The sequence below is a fragment of the Laceyella tengchongensis genome, assembly GCF_900182735.1.
In the GTDB taxonomy this organism is placed as follows: domain Bacteria; phylum Bacillota; class Bacilli; order Thermoactinomycetales; family Thermoactinomycetaceae; genus Laceyella; species Laceyella tengchongensis.
In genome coordinates this window covers 1-20,677 of the sequence record NZ_FXTU01000006.1, presented here as the reverse complement: position 1 = coordinate 20,677, position 20,677 = coordinate 1, and the positions used below count along the sequence as shown (strand labels likewise).

The following is a 20,677-nucleotide window of genomic DNA, read 5'->3' as shown; positions in this document are numbered from 1 at the left end:
CGTTTGCATGTCACTGCCCTCCCGTTGCCAATGCCATGATTTTTTCTTGTGTGGCTTCCTGACCGCTCAACTCACCGCTAATCCTTCCCTCGCGCACCACCAGAATTCGATCGCTCATTCCCAAGATCTCTGGCAGTTCGGAGGAGACCATGATGATGGCCACACCGCGGTCCGTCAGCTCATTCATGAGCTGGTAGATCTCCCTTTTCGCTCCTATGTCAATTCCCCGCGTCGGTTCATCTAGGATGAGTACACGCGGTCCGATGCCGATCCATTTAGCGATGACTACTTTCTGTTGATTGCCTCCAGAAAGGTGACCAGCCTTTGTTTCCGGTGATTCAGTTTTGATCATCAAGCGTTTGATAAGCATATCTACAAAAGCCAGCTCGCTATGTTGATCGATGAACCCCTTTGGTGCAAAACTACGCAGGCTGGGCAAGGATACGTTTTCCCGAATGGTAAAGTCCAAGGCTAGCCCCTCGCCTTTGCGGTCTTCGGTGATGAATCCAATCCCCAGGTTGACGGCTTGGCGCGGCGTTTGGATCGCTGTTTTCTGCCCATTGACCCATATTTCTCCGCTGTCCAACGGGAGCAAACCGAAAATGCCACGCATGATTTCCGTTCGTCCAGCACCCAACAAGCCTGCCACACCCAAAATTTCACCTGAACGGACGGAAAAGCTGACATCTTCAAACACACCGGCACGTGTGATTTCTTTCACTTCCAACACCGTTTCTCCCGGATGGGCATGGCGCTGCGGGAAACGCTCTGTCAATTCGCGTCCGACCATCTTCCGCACCACTTCATCCATACTGGTTTCCGGGATCGGCTTGCAATCAATGGTTTGGCCGTCTCTCATCACGGTGATCCGGTCGCAAATCTGAAAAATTTCTTCCATGCGGTGAGAGATATAAACAATGGAGACACCTTCCTGTTTCAGCCGGCCGATCACATCAAACAAACTTTCTATCTCCCGCTCTGTCAAGGCCGCTGTCGGCTCGTCCATGATGATGACCTCGGCTTGGATCATCAGGGCTTTGGCAATTTCAATCATCTGTTGTTGCCCCACCGAGCAAAGCCCCGCTTCCTGATCCAAAGGAATCAATACATTTAGCTTTTCAAACTGCCGCTCGGCTAACGATCTCATTTTTTTCACATCCAACAAGCCCAAAGCCGTGCGCGGTTCTTTTCCCACAAATAGATTTTCTAGCACCGTCATATCGGGCCAGATATTCAATTCTTGATGGATGAAAGCGATTCCATTTCGCTCAGCATCTTTAGGATTGGAGAACGTCGTCTTTCGCCCGTCGACCTCAATCGTCCCCCGGTCACAACGGTGCAGACCGGTCAAAATATTCATCAGGGTTGATTTGCCGGCACCGTTTTCCCCCATCAGCGCATGCACTTCCCCAGCCTTCAGTTCAAAGTCGACTCCCGTCAACACCTGATTTTTGCCAAACGCTTTATGAATGCCAGACATCTTGATGTGCATGAACCGCCACCCCTTTCTAGAAGATCGTGCCCGCATGGGCGTCAGGCACCCATGCAGCATGTTTTGGGAATCGGCTTCCCTGAAGTCACAGACTCTCCTCTACTTCCTGTCTTGTCGGCATACCGCCTTGGGCGCCAAATTTCATCACCGATAGAGAAGCGGCCCGATTGGCAAAACGCAAGCTCGCGGCGATGCTTTTCCCCTCGGCTAGGGCTACCGCAAAAGCGGCATTAAATGTGTCCCCCGCCCCCGTCGTGTCGACTGCCTCCACTGGATATGCGGGAACAGTCACTTCACGCGTTCCGTCATGATAACGGACACCTTGTTTGCCCACAGTGATGAACAATTTGTTTGGATACTGTTTTAACGCCTCTTCCGCCGTCAACCCCGGAAACAGAATCTCCGTCTCATGTTCATTGGGTGTAAGATACGACGCCCGTGCAATCACCTCCGGGCTCACCGTTCGCGCCGGTGCCGGGTTTAATAGCAACGGGACGCCACTGGCGTGACATACTTGACTTACGTATTCCACGGTTTCTTCCGGGATTTCTTGTTGGATCAACACCATATCCGCTTCATGGATGGGGCGAAGCGCTTGTTGCACATAGGATGGGGTGACCAAATCATTCGCCCCTTTTACAACAACAATACTGTTATCTCCTTCTGCCAGCACAATGTGGGCGGTACCGCTCTCTGTATGTGTAACCGGTTTCATAAACGATGTGCAAACACCATTTTCCTCTAAATTACGGATAATGATTTCTCCATAATGATCGTCTCCCACGCAACCGATCATGGTTACTTCCGCTCCCAACCGAGCTGCCGCCACCGCTTGATTGGCCCCCTTGCCGCCGGGAACCGTTTTAAACGATTCTCCAAGCACCGTTTCACCAGCGCCCGGCCTTTTGTTCGAGGTGACGACCAAATCCATCGAAGCGCTTCCAACCACAACAATCTTAACCACGCGCATCCACCTTTCTTGTCGTGAGTCTCTCCACAAATGTCACCGGCATTTGCACATTTCTTTGATCGATCTTCTCTTTCTTTATGAGTTTGAGCAACAACCGGGCAGCTTCTTTCCCCATATCGTATGCGGGTTGCCTGATCGTGGACAACGGCGGGAACAACAAGCCGCTCTGTGGAATGTCATCAAATCCGATGATTTGAAGTTCATCCGGTATGCGTTTCCCCAGCCGTAACGCTTCATGCAAGATCGCGGTAGCCACGACGTCATTGCTGGCGATGATCCCATCTGTGTCGGCGTATTTGGCAAACAGCTCGGCCGCCCATTGCGTGGCATCTTGAAAGGAAAACGAATGGGTGTTCATCACGTAAAAATCGACATGGGAGTTGCTCAATTCTTCAAGCGCACCCCGAAAACGGTCTTGCGCTGGCCGGATATGTTCCGGACCTTTCAGCAATGTCACCCGTTTGCTGCCTCGCCTGATGATTTCGCGCGCCGCAATTCTTCCCCCTTCCACCCCATCAGCATAGACGGAAGGGTTCCCGTCTGGTGTGCGATCAAGAAACACCATCGGGATAGGAAAACCTCGATAATCTGCCTTCCCCGATTGGTTTGCTGCCATAATGATGCCCATCACATGATTTTGCGTAAACGTGTTGATATAATGAAGCTCTTTCTCAGCATTTTCGTCACTGTTTCCAAATATCAAGTGGAAGCCGTGCTTCTGTAACTCATCTTCCACCCCGCGAGCCAACTGCGGAAAGAAGGGGTTGGTGATGTCCGGCAACAGTAGCCCAATCCATCTCGATTCGCCTTTGAACAAGGATCTGGCCACTTCGTTGGGGCTATAATCCAATTGTTCTATCGCCTCAAGCACACGTTTTCTCGTGTTTTCATGGACATAGCCTGTTTCGTTCAATACGCGGGACACGGTGGCAACGGATACACCCGCTACTTTTGCCACATCCCTTATGGTAGCCAATGCTTTCCCCCCTTTTCGGTTTCGTGTAACCGGTTACATAAAAAATAACACAATCACTTTCTTATGACAACTGTTTTCCATCCGTTGGTCCCCACTCACAACAGTCGTTTATGTTAAGATAGCATTGCTATATTAACATAAAGGAGGCTCCACCATGCAAATTTCCGTACTTTTCGTCTGTTTAGGTAACATCTGCCGTTCTCCCACGGCGGAGGCCGTATTTCGTCACTTGGTGAGACAAGAAGGCTTGGAAGACAAAATCCTCATCGATTCCGCCGGAACAGGGGACTGGCATGTTGGTGAACCGCCCCATCACGGAACGCGTAAAAAGCTGGACGAGATGAGCATCTCCTACGAAGGCTTGCGCGCTCGCCAATTCAAAGCGGAAGACGTTGAGCGATTTACCTATATCATCGGGATGGATGACAACAATATCGCTGATATGAAGTCTATCTACAACCGCCATGCCGCCGGGATAGAGCGCTCCACCCGCAACCTGGACACATGCTTGCGTCGGTTTGTCGACTTCATCCCCGGCACTACTTACACCAAAGTGCCTGACCCGTGGTATACCGGCGATTTTGATGAAACCTACCGCTTGATCTCCAGCGGTTGCCGTCATTTGCTCACCCTTATCAAACAGGAACACGGCCTGTAAACATCAATAACCCCACGCATCCTCGCGTGGGGCTAATTTATATTGCCTTTAGCTATACGGTTATAAATCGAGTTCATCATTAAACTCAAATTCCATTCCACCGATGATGACGGTGTCCCCGTTTTCTGCGCCGCGTTTACGCAGGGCGTCCTCCACTCCCAATGTCCGCAAAGTACTGGCAAAACGCAACACGCTGTCTTGGTATTGGAAGTTGGTTTTCTGCACGAGGCGGTCAATCCGTTCCCCTTCAACCACATACAGCTCATTTTCCCGACGGATGGTGAAATCAGGCGCACCCGCCTCCGCTTTGTACACTTTCCGCTCCGTAGCAAACTGGTGCTCCACCACCGGTGCGGGCGGCGTTTCCCGTTCTACTTTGTCCAACAAGTCAGCCGCTGCATACATCAATTCCTTCAGCCCTTGCCGCGTCGCCGCTGAGATCGGGTAAATCGGAATGTCCGCGTCGAGCTGCTCCTTAAATAATTCCAATTGCTCTTCCGCCTCCGGCAAGTCCATCTTGTTGGCGGCGATGATTTGTGGCCGGTGTGCCAAATCTTGCCGATACAACTTCAGCTCTTCGTTGATCTGCAAATAGTCTTCATAGGGGTCCCGCCCCTCCGATCCGGCCATGTCAATGACATGGATGATCACTTTGGTCCGCTCGATATGCCGCAAAAACTGATGCCCCAAGCCGACACCTTCGTGTGCACCTTCAATCAAGCCGGGCAAATCGGCGATCACAAAGCTACGTCCATCGTCAATGCGAACGACACCCAAGTTGGGCACCAAGGTGGTGAAATGATAGGCCGCAATTTTCGGTTTGGCGGCGGAGACAACCGAAAGCAAGGTGGATTTTCCCACACTGGGATAGCCGACCAAGCCGATGTCCGCCAACACTTTTAATTCCAGTTCCACCCATCGTTCTTCACCCAAATCCCCGTTTTCGGCAATTTCCGGAGCGGGGTTAACCGGCGTGGCGAAACGAATATTCCCCCGACCCCCTTTTCCACCACGGGCCACGACCGCGCGCTGGCCGTGCTCAACCAGATCCGCCAACAATTCACCTGTCTCCGCATCGCGCACCACGGTGCCCGGCGGTACTTTCACGACAAGATCGTCCGCTCCAGCCCCATGCTGTGATTTGGACCGGCCATTCTCACCGCGCTTGGCTTTAAAATGGCGTTGGTAACGGAAATCCATCAAGGTGCGCAACCCTTCTTCGACAACGAAGACCACATCGCCCCCTTTGCCTCCATCCCCACCAGCGGGGCCGCCATACGGAACGTATTTTTCACGGCGAAACGCCACCATTCCGTTACCACCATCGCCGCCTTTCACATAAACCTTGACCTTATCTACAAACATGGTTCTGCCACCTTCCTGCACCTGTCTATTTCTTCTGCTGATCCGTCTTCAATTCCAGCTTCAATCCTTTGCCATGCGACATGAGATTGCATGAGCCTCTCCAGCGGCAAACGGTTCGCTGTAATTCTCTCCAATCCTCTGCCGAACCAAACAAAGTAACCATATCCTCCCCGTCCGCAGTCACTTCAACCTCCAAAACGACGTTGTCCATTTCCTGCATCAACGACAGGGTCACGCTTAAATAGCTTTTCTCATGTGCCAATTTCTTTTCCATCCATGCCAACACCACATTCATCGCCGACAAAAGCCGCTTCTCATCTGCCTGGCTTATCGCCTTCATCTCTTCACTCATGCTCACATGCAGATCCCAGTGTTTAAAACGGTGTTTCAGCGTCAATAAGGCCACCGCCAACGGCGCGTATTGAAACTCGGACAGCATCCGCTCTTGTTTGGCTCGTTCTACCCACTGTTCCAAGTATGCCTTGATCCGGTCTGTTTTGTTCAACATGATGTAGCCCATCATCACTTGAATGTGATTTAAGGCGTCATGCCGCTCGTGGCTCAACAATCGTTTGATCCGTTCCGCTTCTTCTTCGCATGCTTGTTTTTTAGCGTGTATGTATGAGAAATAGCCACTTCCCAATAGCGAAATCAGGGTGGCCAAAAAGAAAATGAGCTCCCCCGCCTTTCCAAATGGTTGCATGAACCAACCGCCCATGAGCAGGATGGTCAGCCAATGGGTTTTAAGCATTTGAAACAGGGTCCGCCCCAATGAAAATCTCTCCCATCTCGCTAGTTATCATTTAATTTCTTATTTTACATTACTTTGTGGGAAAATAAAAACCCCGGCAAGTTGCCAGGGCTTGTGGTTTCGCTTAAATATCCGATTAAGCTTGTGCTGCAGCTGCTTCTTTATCAGCCACAGGAATGATGCTCACACGCTTTTTGTCGCGACCAAAACGCTCAAAGCGTACTACACCATCCGCTTTTGCAAACAAGGTGTCGTCTCCACCGCGGCCTACGTTCACACCTGGGTAGATTTTGGTTCCGCGTTGGCGAACGAGGATGTTACCAGCCAATACGAATTGACCATCTCCACGTTTCACGCCCAGACGTTTGGAAATGCTGTCACGACCGTTCTTTGTGGAACCTACACCTTTTTTAGATGCAAAACATTGCAGGTTAAGTTTTAACATGTTGTCCACCTCTTTTCATTTTCTTTTGCGTTCTTGTATTGTAACATATTTAGGAAACTCATCAGCCACATTTTTCAGTGAAACGGCCATAGCTTCCAGCAACAAGTGAATCTTCCCCCGCGTCTCGGGGTCGCGCACTTCACGCGGCAGATGGCAATCTACTTTGCCATCCCCATCGTCGGCGCTGTGAACTTGCACATCAAACATCGTTTCGATGGCGTTCACCATCCCAATGGTAATCCCTGAAACCGCGGCGCAAACCAGGTCTTTTCCATGTTCAGCGAAATTCGCATGTCCTTTGACCATGACTCGTTCCACTTGCCCAGCCGTGTTCCGCTCCACCAAAATCCGTATCATTAGCCCTCGATGCTTTCGATCACAACTTGGGTAAATGGCTGACGATGACCTTTTTTACGTTTGTAGTTTTTCTTTGGTTTATATTTAAACACGGTCACTTTTTTGCCTTTGCCGTGCTTAACTACTTTACCAACTACTTTGGCACCCTCAACAACAGGAGAGCCAACTTTGATTTCACCGTCTTTGTTCACGAGCAATACTTTGTCAAAAGTTACAGTTTCGCCTTCATTTGCATTCAGTTTCTCGATGTACAAGACACTGTTTTGCTCCACGCGGTATTGTTTACCACCGGTTTCGATTAAAGCGTACATCTACAATCCTCCTCTTGATAGAGACTCGCCACGATCAGGAAAGGCTCAAGCCTTTTTGAGATCCTGTCATGTGCGGTAATGACAACAGAACTTATGTTAGCACACCTGCATGTTCTTGTCAAAAACTTTTCCGGTGGTAAGTATGCCCAATCTTCCTTGGCGTGTGAATGGGCCGTCCCCAATCGCTCTTCGGCAACAACTCTTTCACTTTCAGATGGTGCAATCCTTTGTTTACGCACGCGTCCAACAGCAGTTGCTCCGACACGCTACCCAGCACCCGGCCATGGCGATCACGCACTTCCCATTCGTGGACAGTTTCTTTGTACAGCTGTTTGACAGCCCCCTTCAAGGTGAGATCCCCCTGCACACTCCGTTTCCGTCTCCGACCGGCTTTTGTCGTACGGTTGCCTGCGCGGCTCAACAAGAAGCGAATGTATTGGAAGTTTTTCTGCCGCCAAGCCATGATATTGGAGAACAGCAGAAATAAGGCAATTCCGGCGAGGTGAATCCAAACCCCTGATTCTGGAAGGATAAAAGCACATGCCAACAAACATGCGGACAGCCCCATTCCCAACAGCAGGGTGAAAGTGATGCACAGCCGGTAAGGGAAAAAATAACTCATGGTTGCCTGCAACACCTTGCCGCCGTCCAGCGGATAAATCGGCAACAAATTAAAACCGGCGATCATACAATTGGCCTGGATGAAATAACCCGTCCAATGCTCGCTCCAAAAACCGGCGCGATAAAAGAGCAGGCTGAATAAAATCATGAACAAATGCTGAAAGGGGCCGGCCAGCGCAACCACAACTTCATCCCGCGCTGGCGCCGTCCCCCATTCATCCACTCGCAACACGCCGCCGAAGGGAAGCAACTCCAGCGAACCAATCCGCCATCCCACCGCCCGAGCAGCAGCGAGATGGCCCAGTTCGTGGACTAACACAACGACGAAGAGCGTCAATAATTCAATGAAGTAGCCTGTCCACACCCCTGAGCCAATCACCAGCCAAAACAGCGGATGGATCTGGAAGCGAACCCATTTGCCTCCCGCCCTATTCAAACGGTATCACATCCGCAGGATCGACGAATTGTTGCTTCTTTTTCAGCGCAAAGTAAAAATAAGCCTGTTCTTTCAGTTCCGGAACGGTTCCCAACGCTTGTCCCCGCTCGACCTGGTCTTTTGGCTTCACTTTGATTTCCTGCAACCAGCCGTACCATGTCTCATGCCCATCGGCATGTTCCACGATGACCAACCGCCCCATCCCTTTTTTCTCACCCGCAAACGTCACTTGCCCATCTCGGGCCGCTTTGACGGAAGCGCGGGGGGCAGTACGGAGGATCAGCCCTTTGCGTTTTTCATCAAACGGAAGCACCAATTCTCCCCGCACGGGAACGAGCCATGGCTCTTCCTGGGGCTGCGATGTGGATTTTTTGGGCATAAACGCCGGCAAAATCGCTGGAGAGCCACCCACATACCGCTGATACCACTCCGAAATGCTGGCGAACGACGTTTCCTTGGTCAATGATTTGGTCAGCCAAGTTTGCACCGGATGCATTGCTGGAGACTGGGATCGAAACACCAGGAAAGTTAGCACAAACAGCATCATGGCCAAAATCAACTGTGTCTGGAGCTTCTTAGACCCTTTGTTAGAAACCCGCTGTTTCCAAGCGGGCTGATTCCACGGTGCAAGATCCGGGTTCGGCTGTTCTTTGTAAAAATCAAACTCGCTTCCCCAGACGCGTTCAGCCGGCAACCCTTTTTTCAACAACCGCATCTGTTCTTTTCGCCGCTTTTTATGCTGGAACGACCAATCATTGCGCATAGTCATCACCTGTTTGCCCGATATTTACAAGCACCTGCCGTCGCGCGAGCCAATGCCTGTCGCTCACGCTTGTCCCCCATCGTTGTACTCAAACGCGCGCTGTCCAGATTGATGGTGCCTGTAACAGGATATGAACGGTCAGGCGATGATATGCAAAAAGCAAAAAAGGAATGGCTCCACCTATGGGAACCATTCCTGCACTGTCACGCGAATCCTAACCAGCGTTTCATCCGCATGACCACACTCTGTTCCTTGTCCAGTGCCATCAGCGGCACCATCTCGCCCTGGATGCGGCGAGCGATATTGCGGTAAGCTTTGGCGGCAAGGTTTTTGTTGTCAAAGCTGATCGGCTCGCCTAAATTACCGGAACGGATCACTTGTTCATCATCTGGCACGACGCCCAGCAGATCGATGGCCAGCACCGCCACCACCTCATCCACATCCATCATGCCTCCGTCCCGTACCATCTGCTTGCGCATGCGATTAATAACTAGCTTGGGCGGGGCGATCTCTTCTTTCTCAAGCAACCCGATCACCCGGTCAGCATCGCGAATCGCGGCGTTTTCCGGGATGGTCACGACGATCGCTTGGTCCGCACCAGCCACGGCATTCTTAAATCCATTTTCAATGCCCGCCGGGCAGTCGATGATGACGTAGTCAAACTGCTCTTTCAACTCCGCCACCAACCAGCGCAACTGATTACTTGACACGGCTGTCTTGTCTTTCGTTTGCGCAGCTGGAAGCAAATACAGCTCCTCACAACGCTTATCCCTGATCAACGCTTGCTCTATGCGGCACGTTTTTTCAATCACATCAACCAAATCATAAATGATGCGATTCTCCAAACCCATCAACACGTCGAGATTGCGAAGACCGATATCCGTATCGACCAAACATACCTTTTTGCCGGTCAAAGCGAGCGCGGTCCCAATGTTGACTGAAGTGGTGGACTTGCCCACGCCCCCTTTTCCGGACGTTACAACGATACTTTCCCCCATCCATAACCTCCGTCTAATCCTACACTCTCATGAACCACATCGGTATATTTCACCAAGCAATGACTGTAAGATGGTTATAAATTTAATCGCCTGCGATTCTCATTCCACTCGAGTTCAGGACGCAATTGTCCAAGTTGAGAAATTTTTTCAACGATAATCTGGTTGTCCGCCAGATAAGCAAACCGCATCCCTACTTCTGAGTCATCCCATTTGTCCGGCGGGCGGGAAATGACATCAGCGATGCGAAGTTGAGTTGGACGCAGTGTGGAGGCGACGATCACCGCATTCTGATCACCATGGCTACCTGCGTGAGCCAATCCGCGTAGCGATCCCAACACGTAGATGCTGCCGGTGCATTGGATCGTTCCTCCCGGGTTGACATCACCCAAAAACAATAAATTTCCGCTATGTACTAACACCTGTCCAGAACGCACCGTCCCGGCCTTCGTCGCCAGATCTGTCTCCGCTCCGCGCAAATACGGCATGCCATCCGCCTCAAACCGATGAATGATTAAATTCTGGCGGATAGAAAACAACTCCCGCACCGCCAATTCTTCTGTGCGGGTAATCTGCCGTTGGCCCAATTTGATGGTGACTTTCATATCCGGGCCATCCCAAATCTGGGCCGCCTGCGTATTTTCCAACTTATGCTTCAATTCCTCCAAAACATAAGAAAAGGGTCGCGAATCATCGAGAATAAACAGCAGGCCTTCTTTGTTGCCCTTAATTGTAACGCCCGGTTTCATCACTTTCCCCATACTCATGTCACCCCGCCTCACTAATGATTTCGCTCCTCCCCTTTATTTTCCTTCCTTTTCCATTATAAGCCGCATCAGCGAATAATCGTATCAAACACGACCTGCCGGTTCCGCTTTTTCATGTAAACATAATGTATGAACCGGAAAATGGGATAGGCGCTGATGGCGTTAAAGACCAACGTCGGCACGATATGTGTCATGAAAGAAAAAAGGAAAGGCATGTTCGTGAACCCAAACAAACGATACCAACCATACACCAAGAGTGTATAACAGCATTGCCCCAATACGATCGCCACACCGACAATCCACACAAAAGGCGGAAAATGATTGGCCAACAAATACGTGCCGTAGGCTACTGCCGCCAATGTGAAGGCAGTGACCCCCCACGCCGGGCCGTAGACGATGTCATGCAACAATCCGAAGGAGAAGGCGAACATCAGCACATAACGTTTGGGCAAATACAAAGAAATGACAATGATCCCACTAACCACCAATTGGGGGATAACGACAAAAGTGCTCCCCCACGCCTGAGGGAGCAACAACTGGAAGACAGACCCTTCTAACAAGAAGAGGATCAAGAGGAAAGCGACGAAACCCTTTTTCACCGTTTGTCCCCTCCCGTCTTCGATTGAAGCTCGTTCTTGTGTTGTTGCAACTGCAACTTTTCCGGGTCTCTCACGACCATTACATAGTCCAGCCGTTCAAAAGTAGCAGACGGTTTCACATACGCGATTTGTTCAACCCCGCTTTCGCCGGGTTTAATTTCAGCAACCGTCCCAATCAGAATACCACCTGGATAAATATCTGACAATCTCGATGTTACCACCGTTTCACCTGGCTTAATTTTGGCGGTCACCGCTACTTTTTTCATGATCAACCGTTTCTTCACCGCATCATATCCTTCGATGATGCCCAAAACCTCTTCATTCTCCCCTTGGATCATCGCGGCGATGCCAGGGCCGCCACCCGTGTCAGTCAATAGTTGCACATCCGCCATATGGCTGGTCACTGACTGCACTCGGCCGATCAGCCCTTGCGAAGTGACGATGGGCATTTTTGGCTCCACGCCATCTGCCTTGCCCCGGTTAATGACCACCTTATTATGCCAACGGTCGGTGTTTCGGAATACTACGCGTGCCGCAATGTATTCGATGGGGTTTTCTTTTGCGTATCCCCATTGTTTTTTTAATTCTTCATTCTCCCGCTTCAATTCTTTCAACTCCGCTTCCATGCGAGCCAACTCCGTCTTCGGGGAGGCAGCTTCCGTGGAAGAGGAAAGGGCCAGCGCCGAATGCACGGGCGTGTAAAAAATGCCTTCTACCACCGCCGCTACATTCTTTACCCAACTTTCCGGACCGATGAGAAGCCCGCGCTCACCGCGCGTCATCCCCACCGAAATAAACAGCAGCAGCGACAAGCAAACAAAAATGAGAATGTGACGAGCGTCATTGCGTCGCATGGCTTCACTCCTTCGGGGCGATTTTCATTTCTCTTCCGGCTAGCCCGCGAAAAAGGGGCGCCGATCCGCCCCCTTCCGAGCCAACCGACGACTGCTAGAAAAAGCGCTTGCGCCGAAAACGGTCAATCGCCGAAGTGGGTTTAAACAGCCCGATCTGCTCCAGGGCCGAACCGGTACCGACGGCCACGCAATCCAACGCGTTTTCCGCCACATGGCATTCCATGTGGGTCTCTTCACTCAAGCGGACATTCAAATTGCGCAACAAAGCTCCGCCACCCGTCAACATGATACCCCGGTCCAAGATGTCCGCCGACAATTCCGGTGGCGTTTGTTCCAATGTCTGCTTGACGGAGTCGATAATCGCCATGACGGTTTCGTTTAAGGCCTCGGCAATTTCACTCGTCGTAATCTCAATCATGCGCGGCAAGCCCGTAATCAAGTCCCGGCCTTTGATCTCCCGCGAGTCACCGCCCTGATCATCAGGGATAGCTGAGCCGATTTCCAGCTTCAGCGTTTCCGCCGTGCGCTCTCCAATCAGCAAATTGTGTTTGCGACGAATGTATTGGATGATGGCATCATCCATTTTGTCACCAGCCACCCGCAGCGAATGACAAGTCACGATCCCCCCCAAGGAGATCACCGCTACCTCCGTCGTCCCGCCACCAATGTCAACCACCATGCTTCCCGTCGCATCCCACACGGGCAAACCGGCGCCGATCGCAGCCGCCAACGGCTCTTCAATGGTGTAAGCATCCTTGGCCCCAGCTCTAACAGTCGCCTGCTCCACCGCCCGCTTTTCGACCGCGGTGACTCCTGACGGCACGCACACCATCACATTGGGTTTGCGTGGCAAAATGATGTGCTGGTCAGAAGCCTGCTTCAAAAAGTATTCAATCATCGCCGCTGTTGTATTGTAATCGGCGATCACGCCATCTTTCATCGGGCGGATAGCCACGATATTACCAGGTGTTCGCCCGATCATCGCTTTCGCTTGGTTCCCAACCGCCTTGATTTCTTCCGTTCCCACTTCCATCGCCACCACAGACGGTTCACGAACCACAATCCCTTGCCCTTTTACATAAACGAGGGTATTGGCCGTTCCCAAATCCAATCCCATATCTTTCACAAATCCGCCAAACACGGCAAGCCCCCCCTTTCATTCATTCAAAATCAAAATATTATCAAACAGAAAGCCTCTCCACATAAGCTCCTGGTATAAACCGCCCTCCACACCCGAGCAAATTCGGACAATTTCGTCAATAGGAAAACAGCACTAAGAAAACGGCTGTTAGTCAGGCGATGGCATGCGCATGATCAAAGGGATTAAAACCTACTCGGCAATCAGCCCTTTCTCTTTCATGCTGAAATACGTTTGATCCCCGATAATTAAATGGTCCACAACGTCTATGCCCAACAATTTACCGACTTCCACCAACCGCTCTGTAACCAAGAGATCCTCCGTGCTGGGCGTGGGGTCGCCGCTGGGGTGATTATGTACGCAAATGATTGCGGCGGCGCTACAGCGGATCGCTTCGTGGAAAATTTCGCGCGGATGCACAACCGAGGTGTTAAGGCTTCCTTTGAAAATGCATTTTTTGTCAATCACACGATATTTTGTGTTTAAGTATAGGCAGATGAAGTGTTCCTGTTGCAGGAAGCGGAGTTCATCCATTACGTAACAAGCTGCATCATCCGGCGACCGAATCGCATGGCGGTCTTCCGGCATCATACGTGAAATCCGCTGTCCCAACTCAATGCCAGCCATCAACTGAATGGCTTTGGCCGGCCCGATTCCGTGAATGCCCATTAACTCTTGCAACGAAAGTCGGGTCAGGCCTTTGAGCCCGCCCCCCTTGTTCAACACCCGCTGGGCCAACGTCATCACGGATTCACCCGTGCTGCCCGTGCGCAACAACAAGGCAATCAACTCCGCATTAGAGACATAATTCGGTCCTAACCGAATCATGCGTTCACGCGGCCGCTCCTCTTCTGGCACATCGCGCAGCAACATGTAATTGCGACCGGTTTCATCCATCATCTATTCCTCCTCTGCCTCTCTCCACTTCCATTTAGGAATTTGATCCCCACGGGTGTGCTCGGCAGAGTTGTTACGTTTGCATTTATCTTCTATGGTACCAACGAATAGCCCATGTCTTGGAACATTTGATCCAATTCGACCAATGAAAGTCCGACAACATTGAAATAACAGCCGTCGATCTTGTCGATCAGACATGCGCCCAAGCCTTGGATTCCATATGCGCCCGCCTTGTCGAGCGGTTCTTTCGAATTCACGTACCACGAGATTTTTTCATCTGAGAGCGACCTCATCCACACATGGGTCATGCGATGGCTGACACGTTCACGCACCACTTGGCCATCAGCCACTTCAACCAAGGCAATGCCCGTGTATACTTGATGCGCGCGGCCTTGGAGCCTGGAAAGCATCTGAACCGCTTCCCGCTCATCCCGCGGTTTGCCCAAAATCTCACCGTCACAGACCACTATCGTATCCGCGCCGATGACAAGAGCGGCATCCAACTGCCGGGCCACATCCTTGGCTTTGCGGTGCGCCAATTCCTCAGCCACTGCGCTCGGAGGGCACGAAGGGTCAAACGTTTCATCGACCTGGCTCGTTTTCACCTCAAACGGAACGCCTAAGCCCGCAAGTAACTCTCGTCTCCGTGGAGAACCGGATGCCAAAACAATTTTCGGCCGCATATCGCGTACACACCTTTCAGTGATAAGTAAAAAGTAAAAAAGAAGGATGTTCCTTTAAGGAGTGCATCCCGTCCACGGAAAAAAGCACCTCTGCGATTAAGGTGCCTTCCAACCTTGGAACAATTTAAGTTTAGCAGATGAAGAACCGCCCAACAAGCGATGGTCAACGCTTTGTCAAAATTTGTTTTCCCCTCCTTCTGCCGCCGCTTTGGCCACCCGTTCATAAGCCAATGCATATCGAACCAACCCTTCTTGAATCTGCCACAGCAACGCTTGATTAGGATGTTTGTCTGCCGTTTCCCCGCTTTGAATCGCCAAATCCAAAGCGCTGAGGCATTGGTTGAGCGACGACCGTAACGCTGGCGGCAACCCCTTTTCCATCGCGTGAAAGTCGGAGAGCATCTGTTCATATTCTTTTTTCCAAGAGGATTGAAATGCGAATGCCGGCGTCTCCGTTTGGGGATTGCCCTGTATATTGACGATGGCGGCGTTCCCCAGCTGTTGGATCAGTTGGTTTCCACGCACAAGCAAGCGGGCCAGCTGTTCCCGCTGGTTCCATTTCTCAGGCAATGTTCCGGTCATCTGCCATTCCTTTAAATACACTTCCACTTCTTTTTTTTGATAAATAGCAGAAAGTTTCAACGCTTCATCCCTTGTCCAACCCATTCCCAGGAAGATGCGGTAAGGGGGATGATCAGACATCACCGCGGCTAGCCCTTGCGTGCGATATTCCTGCACTTTCTTTTGGGCATGCTGCTTGTTTTGAAAATTCCCCGCTTGCAACATCACGACCTTTAGCGCTGGAAGGGGGCTTTCCACTTCCTTGTCCTTAGCTTTGTTCCCTTTGGCGTCCGTGAGCGGCATCTCAGCCACCATATTGCTCTTGGGCAAGTGATCATCGATCGACCGGGCCGAATGAGAGGCGTTTTCCAAAAAGAAAATCCGCAATATGGAAAAGCCCATAATCAGTCCCACCACGATCGCGGCAGCGATCGACAGCAGGAGTTGTCCCAATTTCACGTTTGACGGGCGCATTTTCAACTGTCTTTGCACAAAGGGATTGTTGGGAGAGCTCCACTCGATTACTTGTTGCTTTTTATCGGCGCGCCCCAAGGTAAAAGAAGGCGTTTGTCGAATCGGCCCGGCGATTGCTTCCTGCGACGCCTGCCACCCCTCCTTCTCTTGCGGATAAGCGGTGGTGGAGACGGGCGCCGTTCTCACTTTTTCCCATGTCACTTGTATACCTCGGGCATTGGCTTTTTCCTGCCGCTTCGAAATGGTGATCGCTTGCCCTGTTGGTTTATCCGCTTTGACAGAAGACGTTTGGGATGGATGGGGTTGGATGGTCACTTTCATGCCAGACTGCTGGGAAGAAATTCTTGGTTTTGTGTTCTCCATCGCAATGATCCGCTCCTTCAAAAATCTATTACTAGAGTTTATGAATTCATAGAGAAGATAGAACCTGAATTTCCGGCCAATCAGCAAACCAGCTAAAACCAGCGCACCATCCATTCAACCAATGACTGGCCGCGCCATCGAACAGCAGAGCAGTGATCATCCCTGCCGCCAAATGAGGAGCGTACGGCAACGGGGAACGGCCCGTCCACTGGCCGCAGGCGAGCGAGCGTCCGACCACCGTCAAAAAGGCACTCCAACTCGACAGCCACAAGGCGAAGAACAAATCCAATCCCAACAGCCAGACCGCCATCGCCAGCAACTTCACATCTCCCATACCGATCCCTTTGGTCTTCCGCCATACGAGATAGCCGACACCGTAAATACCCAGTGCCGCCAAGCTGAGCCATCCAAACGAATCTGGACGCTCAAACCAACTATGAATAGCAAAGAAGAGGCTCCCCCCCAAAGTGAGGGAATTGGGTATCAGCCAAGCCATCAAATCGGTCAGAACCACGGTGAACAAAATGGACAAAAATATGACCATGGCAAACTTGTCAGACAAAGAACGCGGCTGTTGCACCACCCACCAGACTAGACCTGCGTAAAACGCCATGATCCCCACCCGGGCATAGGCGAAAAACAATCGCTCCGCCGTCGGTCGCATCCGACGGTAAAACGCGCGCACCAGTGTATCCTCCCTCCTGCGTCGCAAAAAGCGCTCCGCACATTCCGGCAACCAATATGCTCCCATTCCCGCCGCTAACACCGCCAATCCTTCCCACTCAACCATGGGACAACAACCACTCTTCTTTCACCGCTGCACGTTCCACTTCCTTGCTTTTCATCAGAGCCTGCACGGCCATGTCCATCGTTTGCATCCCCACTTGTTGACCCGCTTGCATAATAGAATCAATTTGATGAATTTGTTCAGCCCGAATCAAGTGTTGCACCGCCCGGGTGTTTACGAGCACTTCAAACGCGGCGATCTGGTTGTTGTATCCATTGCCAGGAAATAAGCGCTGGGCGGCGATACCTAGCAAACTCATAGACAATTGCGTACGGATCAGGGTTTGCTCTTCGGCCGGAAACTGATGGATGATGCGTTGGATGGCTTGCGCAGCCCGAGCAGCGTGCATGGTGGCCATGACCAAACGCCCCGCTTCCGCCGCATACAGCGCCGCCCGAACCGCCTCTGGCTCCCTTAACTCCCCGATCATCAGCACATCGGGATCTTGCCGTAATGCCGCCTGAACACCCGATTGATAACTGTCCGTGTCCAGGCCAATCTGCCGCTGGATCACCAAGGATTGTTGGGAGCGGTGCGTATACTCAATCGGATCTTCCAACGTGATGATCAAGGAGGAGCTTGTCTGATTTTTCAGCTCCAACAGCGCGGCCAACGTCGTCGACTTGCCGCTACCCGTAGGGCCGGTGACCAGTAAAATCCCTTGCTTCTTTTGGCTTAAGCTGAGGAGCGCTTCCGGAAGGCGCAATTCCTCGGGGCTGGGAATGTCGCGCGGAAACAAACGAATGGCCAACCCTACCCCCGTCTGAAGCCGATATGCGTGGACACGCAACCGAATTTCGTCAAACTGAAAGGCAAAATCCAATTCCCGGTCACGGATCACCTTTTTATGCGCGGCCAAGAATGACCAAATCATTTTTCCTTCCACTTGTTCCTCTGCCAACAACTCCATCTTGCCCTGTATGCGCACCCGTGGAGGCTGTCCTTCCACCAAGTGAAGATCAGAAGCTTCATTTACGATGGCCAAGGATATCCAATCAGTGATTTGCATGTCTAGCTCCTCCCATGTTCCATTTATAACCAATTTCCATTGTAAGGAAAAAACAGCCAAAGAAACGTGTCTATATCAAGAAAATTTGGGCAACATCGATGTTCCCCTTGCCGGACGCGGCGTAATCGAGTAGATTAACATAAGAATCCATCCAGCTAAAGGAGCGGACTTATGCTAACTGTTCATGAATTGACTGGCGGCTATTCGCGGGTGCAACCCGTCATCCATGACTTGTCTTTTGATGTGAAACCGGGTGAAATGGTCGGCTTGATCGGTTTAAACGGAGCCGGTAAAAGCACGACGATCAAACATATCCTCGGCCTGATGACCCCAGTTGCCGGGAAAGTCACCCTCCATGGGAAAACATTGCAGGATGATCCCATTGCATTCCGCTCACAAATCGCCTACATACCGGAAACCCCACAATTTTATGAAGAACTTACCTTATGGGAGCATCTGGAGTTGACGATCCGCGCATATCGATTGGACGAAGCTGAAGCTAGCCGGCGTGCCCACGACTTGTTGGAACAATTCCGTATGGGTAAAGCCAAGCATTGGTTCCCTCACACGTTCTCCAAAGGCATGCAACAAAAAATCATGATCTTATGCGCTTTTCTCGCACAACCTGCCCTGCTGATCGTCGATGAACCTTTCGTCGGCCTCGACCCACTGGCCATCCAGACGTTACTCGATCTGTTGCAGGAAGGTAAACAGCAGGGGATGGGCATCCTGATATCGACTCATATCTTGGACATGGCAGAAAAATACTGCAACCGCTTCATCCTTCTGCATGATGGGCGCATTCGGCTAAAAGGGGATTTGCCAGCGATGCAACATACGCTCAACAAGCCCGGAGCCAGCTTGGAACAGCTGTTCATTCAGGTCGTGAAAGGGTGAATCGCTTGGAAACCTCCACTCTATTTTGGAGCCGCATGCGCAGTTCTTGGACAAAGGCATTGCGGCTGATCCGCATCATCGCAGGCGGGGGAGGCACCCCGATCATCTTGGGAATCACCATCATCGCTTTCTCATTCGGATATAACCAATTGCTGGCTTGGTTGCCTGAATCGTTTCCGTTGGCACCCGTTTTGGCCGTCATGATCGGTCTTTTCCTGACCCACCACCGCATCCGAACCTGGATTAAGCCGACTGACGCGGTGTTTCTGTTGCCCTTGGAACCTCATATGGGAAGATATTTCCGGGCGAGCTTGCTCTACACCGGCGCGGTGAAGCTCCTCCATTTGGGAGTGATCATGAGCATTTTGTATCCGTTATACCGCGCCAACCTAGGCACACTGGGAACCTATGTCGTCACTTGCTTTCTCTTGGCGGGAGTCCTTCTTCTCAATCTTGTGCAGGAATGGCAGGCGACGAGACTGACCGTCAACTCTGACGCCGGCGACTTGCGCTTATGGAAAATTTGCCGCTTTGGTTTGAACCTTCTGTTGGCCTACGACGCACTGGCATCCGAATGGTGGTTTGTGCTCTTGCCTCTCACCGCGCTGGCCATCTGGTGCTGGCAAGGGTTTCACCTGATCCCACAAGCCCCCTATCCCTGGCAGCGTTTAAGTCGACTGGAGCAAGAAACCTTGGCCCGATATTACGCCATCGCCAATTGGTTCGTGGATATGCCCCGCTACAAACGCCCATTTCGCCAACGCAAATGGTTGATCCGCCTCGTCAACCGCTTGATCCGCGACGATGCAGTTTACCCTTACCTCTATTGGCGCACATTGGTGAGGCAGAGCGATCTGTTGGCGATGTTTGCCCGCCTCTTGGCATGGGTAATCCTGCTCTCTTTCTGCGTGCCCCATCCGTGGGTCATCACCCTGCTCACTCTCTTGGGCAACTGGATGTTTACTGTACAATTGCGGAACATTGAACATGCAGCGCATTACCCGGTCTTGTTTAAGCTCATGCCCCGACCAGCATCTGAGCGGTCACAAGCACTTCAGCAAATCGCACGGCTGTTATCAACCGCGTTTGCGTCGCTCATCGCACTGGTCGGCCTTTTGGTCGGTTGGCTGGACGGTAAGGGATTGGTCATCTATCTGATAATCAACGGCGCGGCGATTCTCTTCTTTAGCCGCACCAAAAGATAAAAGACGGGAGCGGCTACTGGCCAATCCCGTCTTTCTCATATCAAACGATGAAAAACGACTCCGCAACAACGGAGTCGTGAGAATGTTGACAAACCCTGCGAATCAACTTTGTTGATCGCAGGGTTTTTGTATATAAAAGGGATATAAACAATTAATGGATGAATATCAACCCATATAAACTTAAAACCACCTCCCTTACCTGCTCTCGAAAGCAGCATAGCCAACTTTTTTATGTTTTGAGCCACAGCAGTTAGGAGGCATTGCTCTTGAATTTTTGCAAGCCCCCTGTAGCGTGCGTATCGA

General features: G+C 51.4%; 23 protein-coding genes and 1 pseudogene. 3 read left to right on the top strand and 21 right to left on the bottom strand.

What is annotated here, in order from left to right; translation table 11 throughout:
• Positions 1-10: 10 nt before the first annotated feature.
• The 3 genes from QQZ12_RS12355 to QQZ12_RS12345 all read right to left on the bottom strand — a co-directional run bounded on the left by QQZ12_RS12355 (position 11) and on the right by QQZ12_RS12345 (position 3,438).
• Entirely contained in the window at positions 11-1,492 is a 1,482-nt protein-coding gene (locus QQZ12_RS12355) for a sugar ABC transporter ATP-binding protein (protein WP_284724494.1), read from the bottom strand.
• A gap of 85 nt (positions 1,493-1,577) precedes the next feature.
• Positions 1,578-2,456: a ribokinase gene (gene rbsK, locus QQZ12_RS12350; RefSeq protein WP_284724493.1), complete on the bottom strand. Its 879-nt coding sequence runs from the start codon at positions 2,454-2,456 to the stop codon at positions 1,578-1,580.
• Positions 2,449-3,438: a LacI family DNA-binding transcriptional regulator gene (locus QQZ12_RS12345; protein WP_284724492.1), complete on the bottom strand. Its 990-nt coding sequence runs from the start codon at positions 3,436-3,438 to the stop codon at positions 2,449-2,451. The genes rbsK and QQZ12_RS12345 overlap by 8 nt, the downstream gene beginning before the upstream one ends.
• 154 nt (positions 3,439-3,592) lie before the next feature.
• On the opposite strand from QQZ12_RS12345, the gene QQZ12_RS12340 reads away from it, so the two are divergent.
• Complete coding sequence (locus QQZ12_RS12340; RefSeq protein WP_284724491.1) at positions 3,593-4,096, top strand: low molecular weight protein-tyrosine-phosphatase; 504 nt, start codon at positions 3,593-3,595, stop codon at positions 4,094-4,096.
• A gap of 60 nt (positions 4,097-4,156) precedes the next feature.
• Here the strand turns inward: QQZ12_RS12340 and obgE are convergent, their stop codons facing one another.
• The 17 genes from obgE to QQZ12_RS12255 all read right to left on the bottom strand — a co-directional run bounded on the left by obgE (position 4,157) and on the right by QQZ12_RS12255 (position 18,272).
• Entirely contained in the window at positions 4,157-5,461 is a 1,305-nt protein-coding gene (gene obgE, locus QQZ12_RS12335; RefSeq protein WP_284724490.1) for a GTPase ObgE, read from the bottom strand.
• A gap of 25 nt (positions 5,462-5,486) precedes the next feature.
• The gene (locus QQZ12_RS12330; protein ID WP_284724489.1) at positions 5,487-6,233 is read right to left on the bottom strand and encodes a Spo0B domain-containing protein; all 747 of its coding nucleotides are present in this window, start codon (positions 6,231-6,233) and stop codon (positions 5,487-5,489) included.
• A gap of 115 nt (positions 6,234-6,348) precedes the next feature.
• A complete protein-coding gene (rpmA, locus tag QQZ12_RS12325; RefSeq protein WP_102992050.1) occupies positions 6,349-6,657 on the bottom strand; it encodes a 50S ribosomal protein L27 in 309 nt (102 codons plus the stop codon).
• 15 nt (positions 6,658-6,672) lie between these two features.
• Positions 6,673-7,014, bottom strand: a complete 342-nt coding sequence (locus tag QQZ12_RS12320) for a ribosomal-processing cysteine protease Prp (RefSeq protein ID WP_154986112.1) — start codon at positions 7,012-7,014, stop codon at positions 6,673-6,675.
• A complete protein-coding gene (rplU, locus tag QQZ12_RS12315) occupies positions 7,014-7,325 on the bottom strand; it encodes a 50S ribosomal protein L21 (RefSeq protein WP_022736054.1) in 312 nt (103 codons plus the stop codon). Before rplU ends, QQZ12_RS12320 begins: the two co-directional genes overlap by 1 nt.
• Positions 7,326-7,443: 118 nt before the next feature.
• Complete coding sequence (locus tag QQZ12_RS12310; protein ID WP_102992048.1) at positions 7,444-8,382, bottom strand: M50 family metallopeptidase; 939 nt, start codon at positions 8,380-8,382, stop codon at positions 7,444-7,446.
• Positions 8,375-9,145 (bottom strand): M23 family metallopeptidase, encoded by a 771-nt coding sequence (locus tag QQZ12_RS12305; protein WP_284724488.1) that lies wholly within the window; start codon positions 9,143-9,145, stop codon positions 8,375-8,377. The genes QQZ12_RS12310 and QQZ12_RS12305 overlap by 8 nt, the downstream gene beginning before the upstream one ends.
• A 203-nt stretch (positions 9,146-9,348) precedes the next feature.
• Positions 9,349-10,143 carry a septum site-determining protein MinD gene (gene minD / locus QQZ12_RS12300; RefSeq protein WP_022736051.1) on the bottom strand — a complete coding sequence of 265 codons (795 nt, stop codon included), beginning with the start codon at positions 10,141-10,143 and terminating at the stop codon, positions 9,349-9,351.
• A gap of 74 nt (positions 10,144-10,217) precedes the next feature.
• Positions 10,218-10,907, bottom strand: coding sequence for a septum site-determining protein MinC (locus tag QQZ12_RS12295; RefSeq protein ID WP_223248059.1), 690 nt, complete (start codon positions 10,905-10,907; stop codon positions 10,218-10,220).
• Positions 10,908-10,975: 68 nt separating this feature from the next.
• Positions 10,976-11,506: a rod shape-determining protein MreD gene (gene mreD, locus QQZ12_RS12290; protein ID WP_181352832.1), complete on the bottom strand. Its 531-nt coding sequence runs from the start codon at positions 11,504-11,506 to the stop codon at positions 10,976-10,978.
• The gene (mreC, locus tag QQZ12_RS12285; RefSeq protein WP_102992045.1) at positions 11,503-12,360 is read right to left on the bottom strand and encodes a rod shape-determining protein MreC; all 858 of its coding nucleotides are present in this window, start codon (positions 12,358-12,360) and stop codon (positions 11,503-11,505) included. The genes mreD and mreC overlap by 4 nt, the downstream gene beginning before the upstream one ends.
• Before the next feature lie 94 nt (positions 12,361-12,454).
• Entirely contained in the window at positions 12,455-13,501 is a 1,047-nt protein-coding gene (locus QQZ12_RS12280; RefSeq protein ID WP_102992044.1) for a rod shape-determining protein, read from the bottom strand.
• Between the two features lie 189 nt (positions 13,502-13,690).
• Positions 13,691-14,395 (bottom strand): RadC family protein, encoded by a 705-nt coding sequence (gene radC, locus QQZ12_RS12275; protein ID WP_223248102.1) that lies wholly within the window; start codon positions 14,393-14,395, stop codon positions 13,691-13,693.
• A gap of 92 nt (positions 14,396-14,487) precedes the next feature.
• Complete coding sequence (locus QQZ12_RS12270; RefSeq protein WP_102992043.1) at positions 14,488-15,078, bottom strand: Maf family protein; 591 nt, start codon at positions 15,076-15,078, stop codon at positions 14,488-14,490.
• Between the two features lie 174 nt (positions 15,079-15,252).
• Positions 15,253-16,476, bottom strand: coding sequence for a hypothetical protein (locus QQZ12_RS12265; protein WP_102992042.1), 1,224 nt, complete (start codon positions 16,474-16,476; stop codon positions 15,253-15,255).
• A 46-nt stretch (positions 16,477-16,522) separates the two neighbouring features.
• Entirely contained in the window at positions 16,523-17,266 is a 744-nt protein-coding gene (locus QQZ12_RS12260) for a prepilin peptidase (protein WP_102992041.1), read from the bottom strand.
• Positions 17,259-18,272 carry a type IV pilus twitching motility protein PilT gene (locus tag QQZ12_RS12255; RefSeq protein WP_102992040.1) on the bottom strand — a complete coding sequence of 338 codons (1,014 nt, stop codon included), beginning with the start codon at positions 18,270-18,272 and terminating at the stop codon, positions 17,259-17,261. The genes QQZ12_RS12260 and QQZ12_RS12255 overlap by 8 nt, the downstream gene beginning before the upstream one ends.
• Positions 18,273-18,443: 171 nt before the next feature.
• On the opposite strand from QQZ12_RS12255, the gene QQZ12_RS12250 reads away from it, so the two are divergent.
• Together QQZ12_RS12250 and QQZ12_RS12245 are read left to right on the top strand one after the other, a co-directional pair.
• Positions 18,444-19,169, top strand: coding sequence for an ABC transporter ATP-binding protein (locus QQZ12_RS12250; RefSeq protein WP_102992039.1), 726 nt, complete (start codon positions 18,444-18,446; stop codon positions 19,167-19,169).
• Positions 19,166-20,374: an ABC transporter permease gene (locus tag QQZ12_RS12245; protein ID WP_123827423.1), complete on the top strand. Its 1,209-nt coding sequence runs from the start codon at positions 19,166-19,168 to the stop codon at positions 20,372-20,374. The genes QQZ12_RS12250 and QQZ12_RS12245 overlap by 4 nt, the downstream gene beginning before the upstream one ends.
• Positions 20,375-20,577: 203 nt before the next feature.
• Here QQZ12_RS12245 and QQZ12_RS17120 read toward each other — a convergent pair.
• Positions 20,578-20,677 (bottom strand): annotated as a pseudogene (locus QQZ12_RS17120) (transposase); the annotation flags it as partial.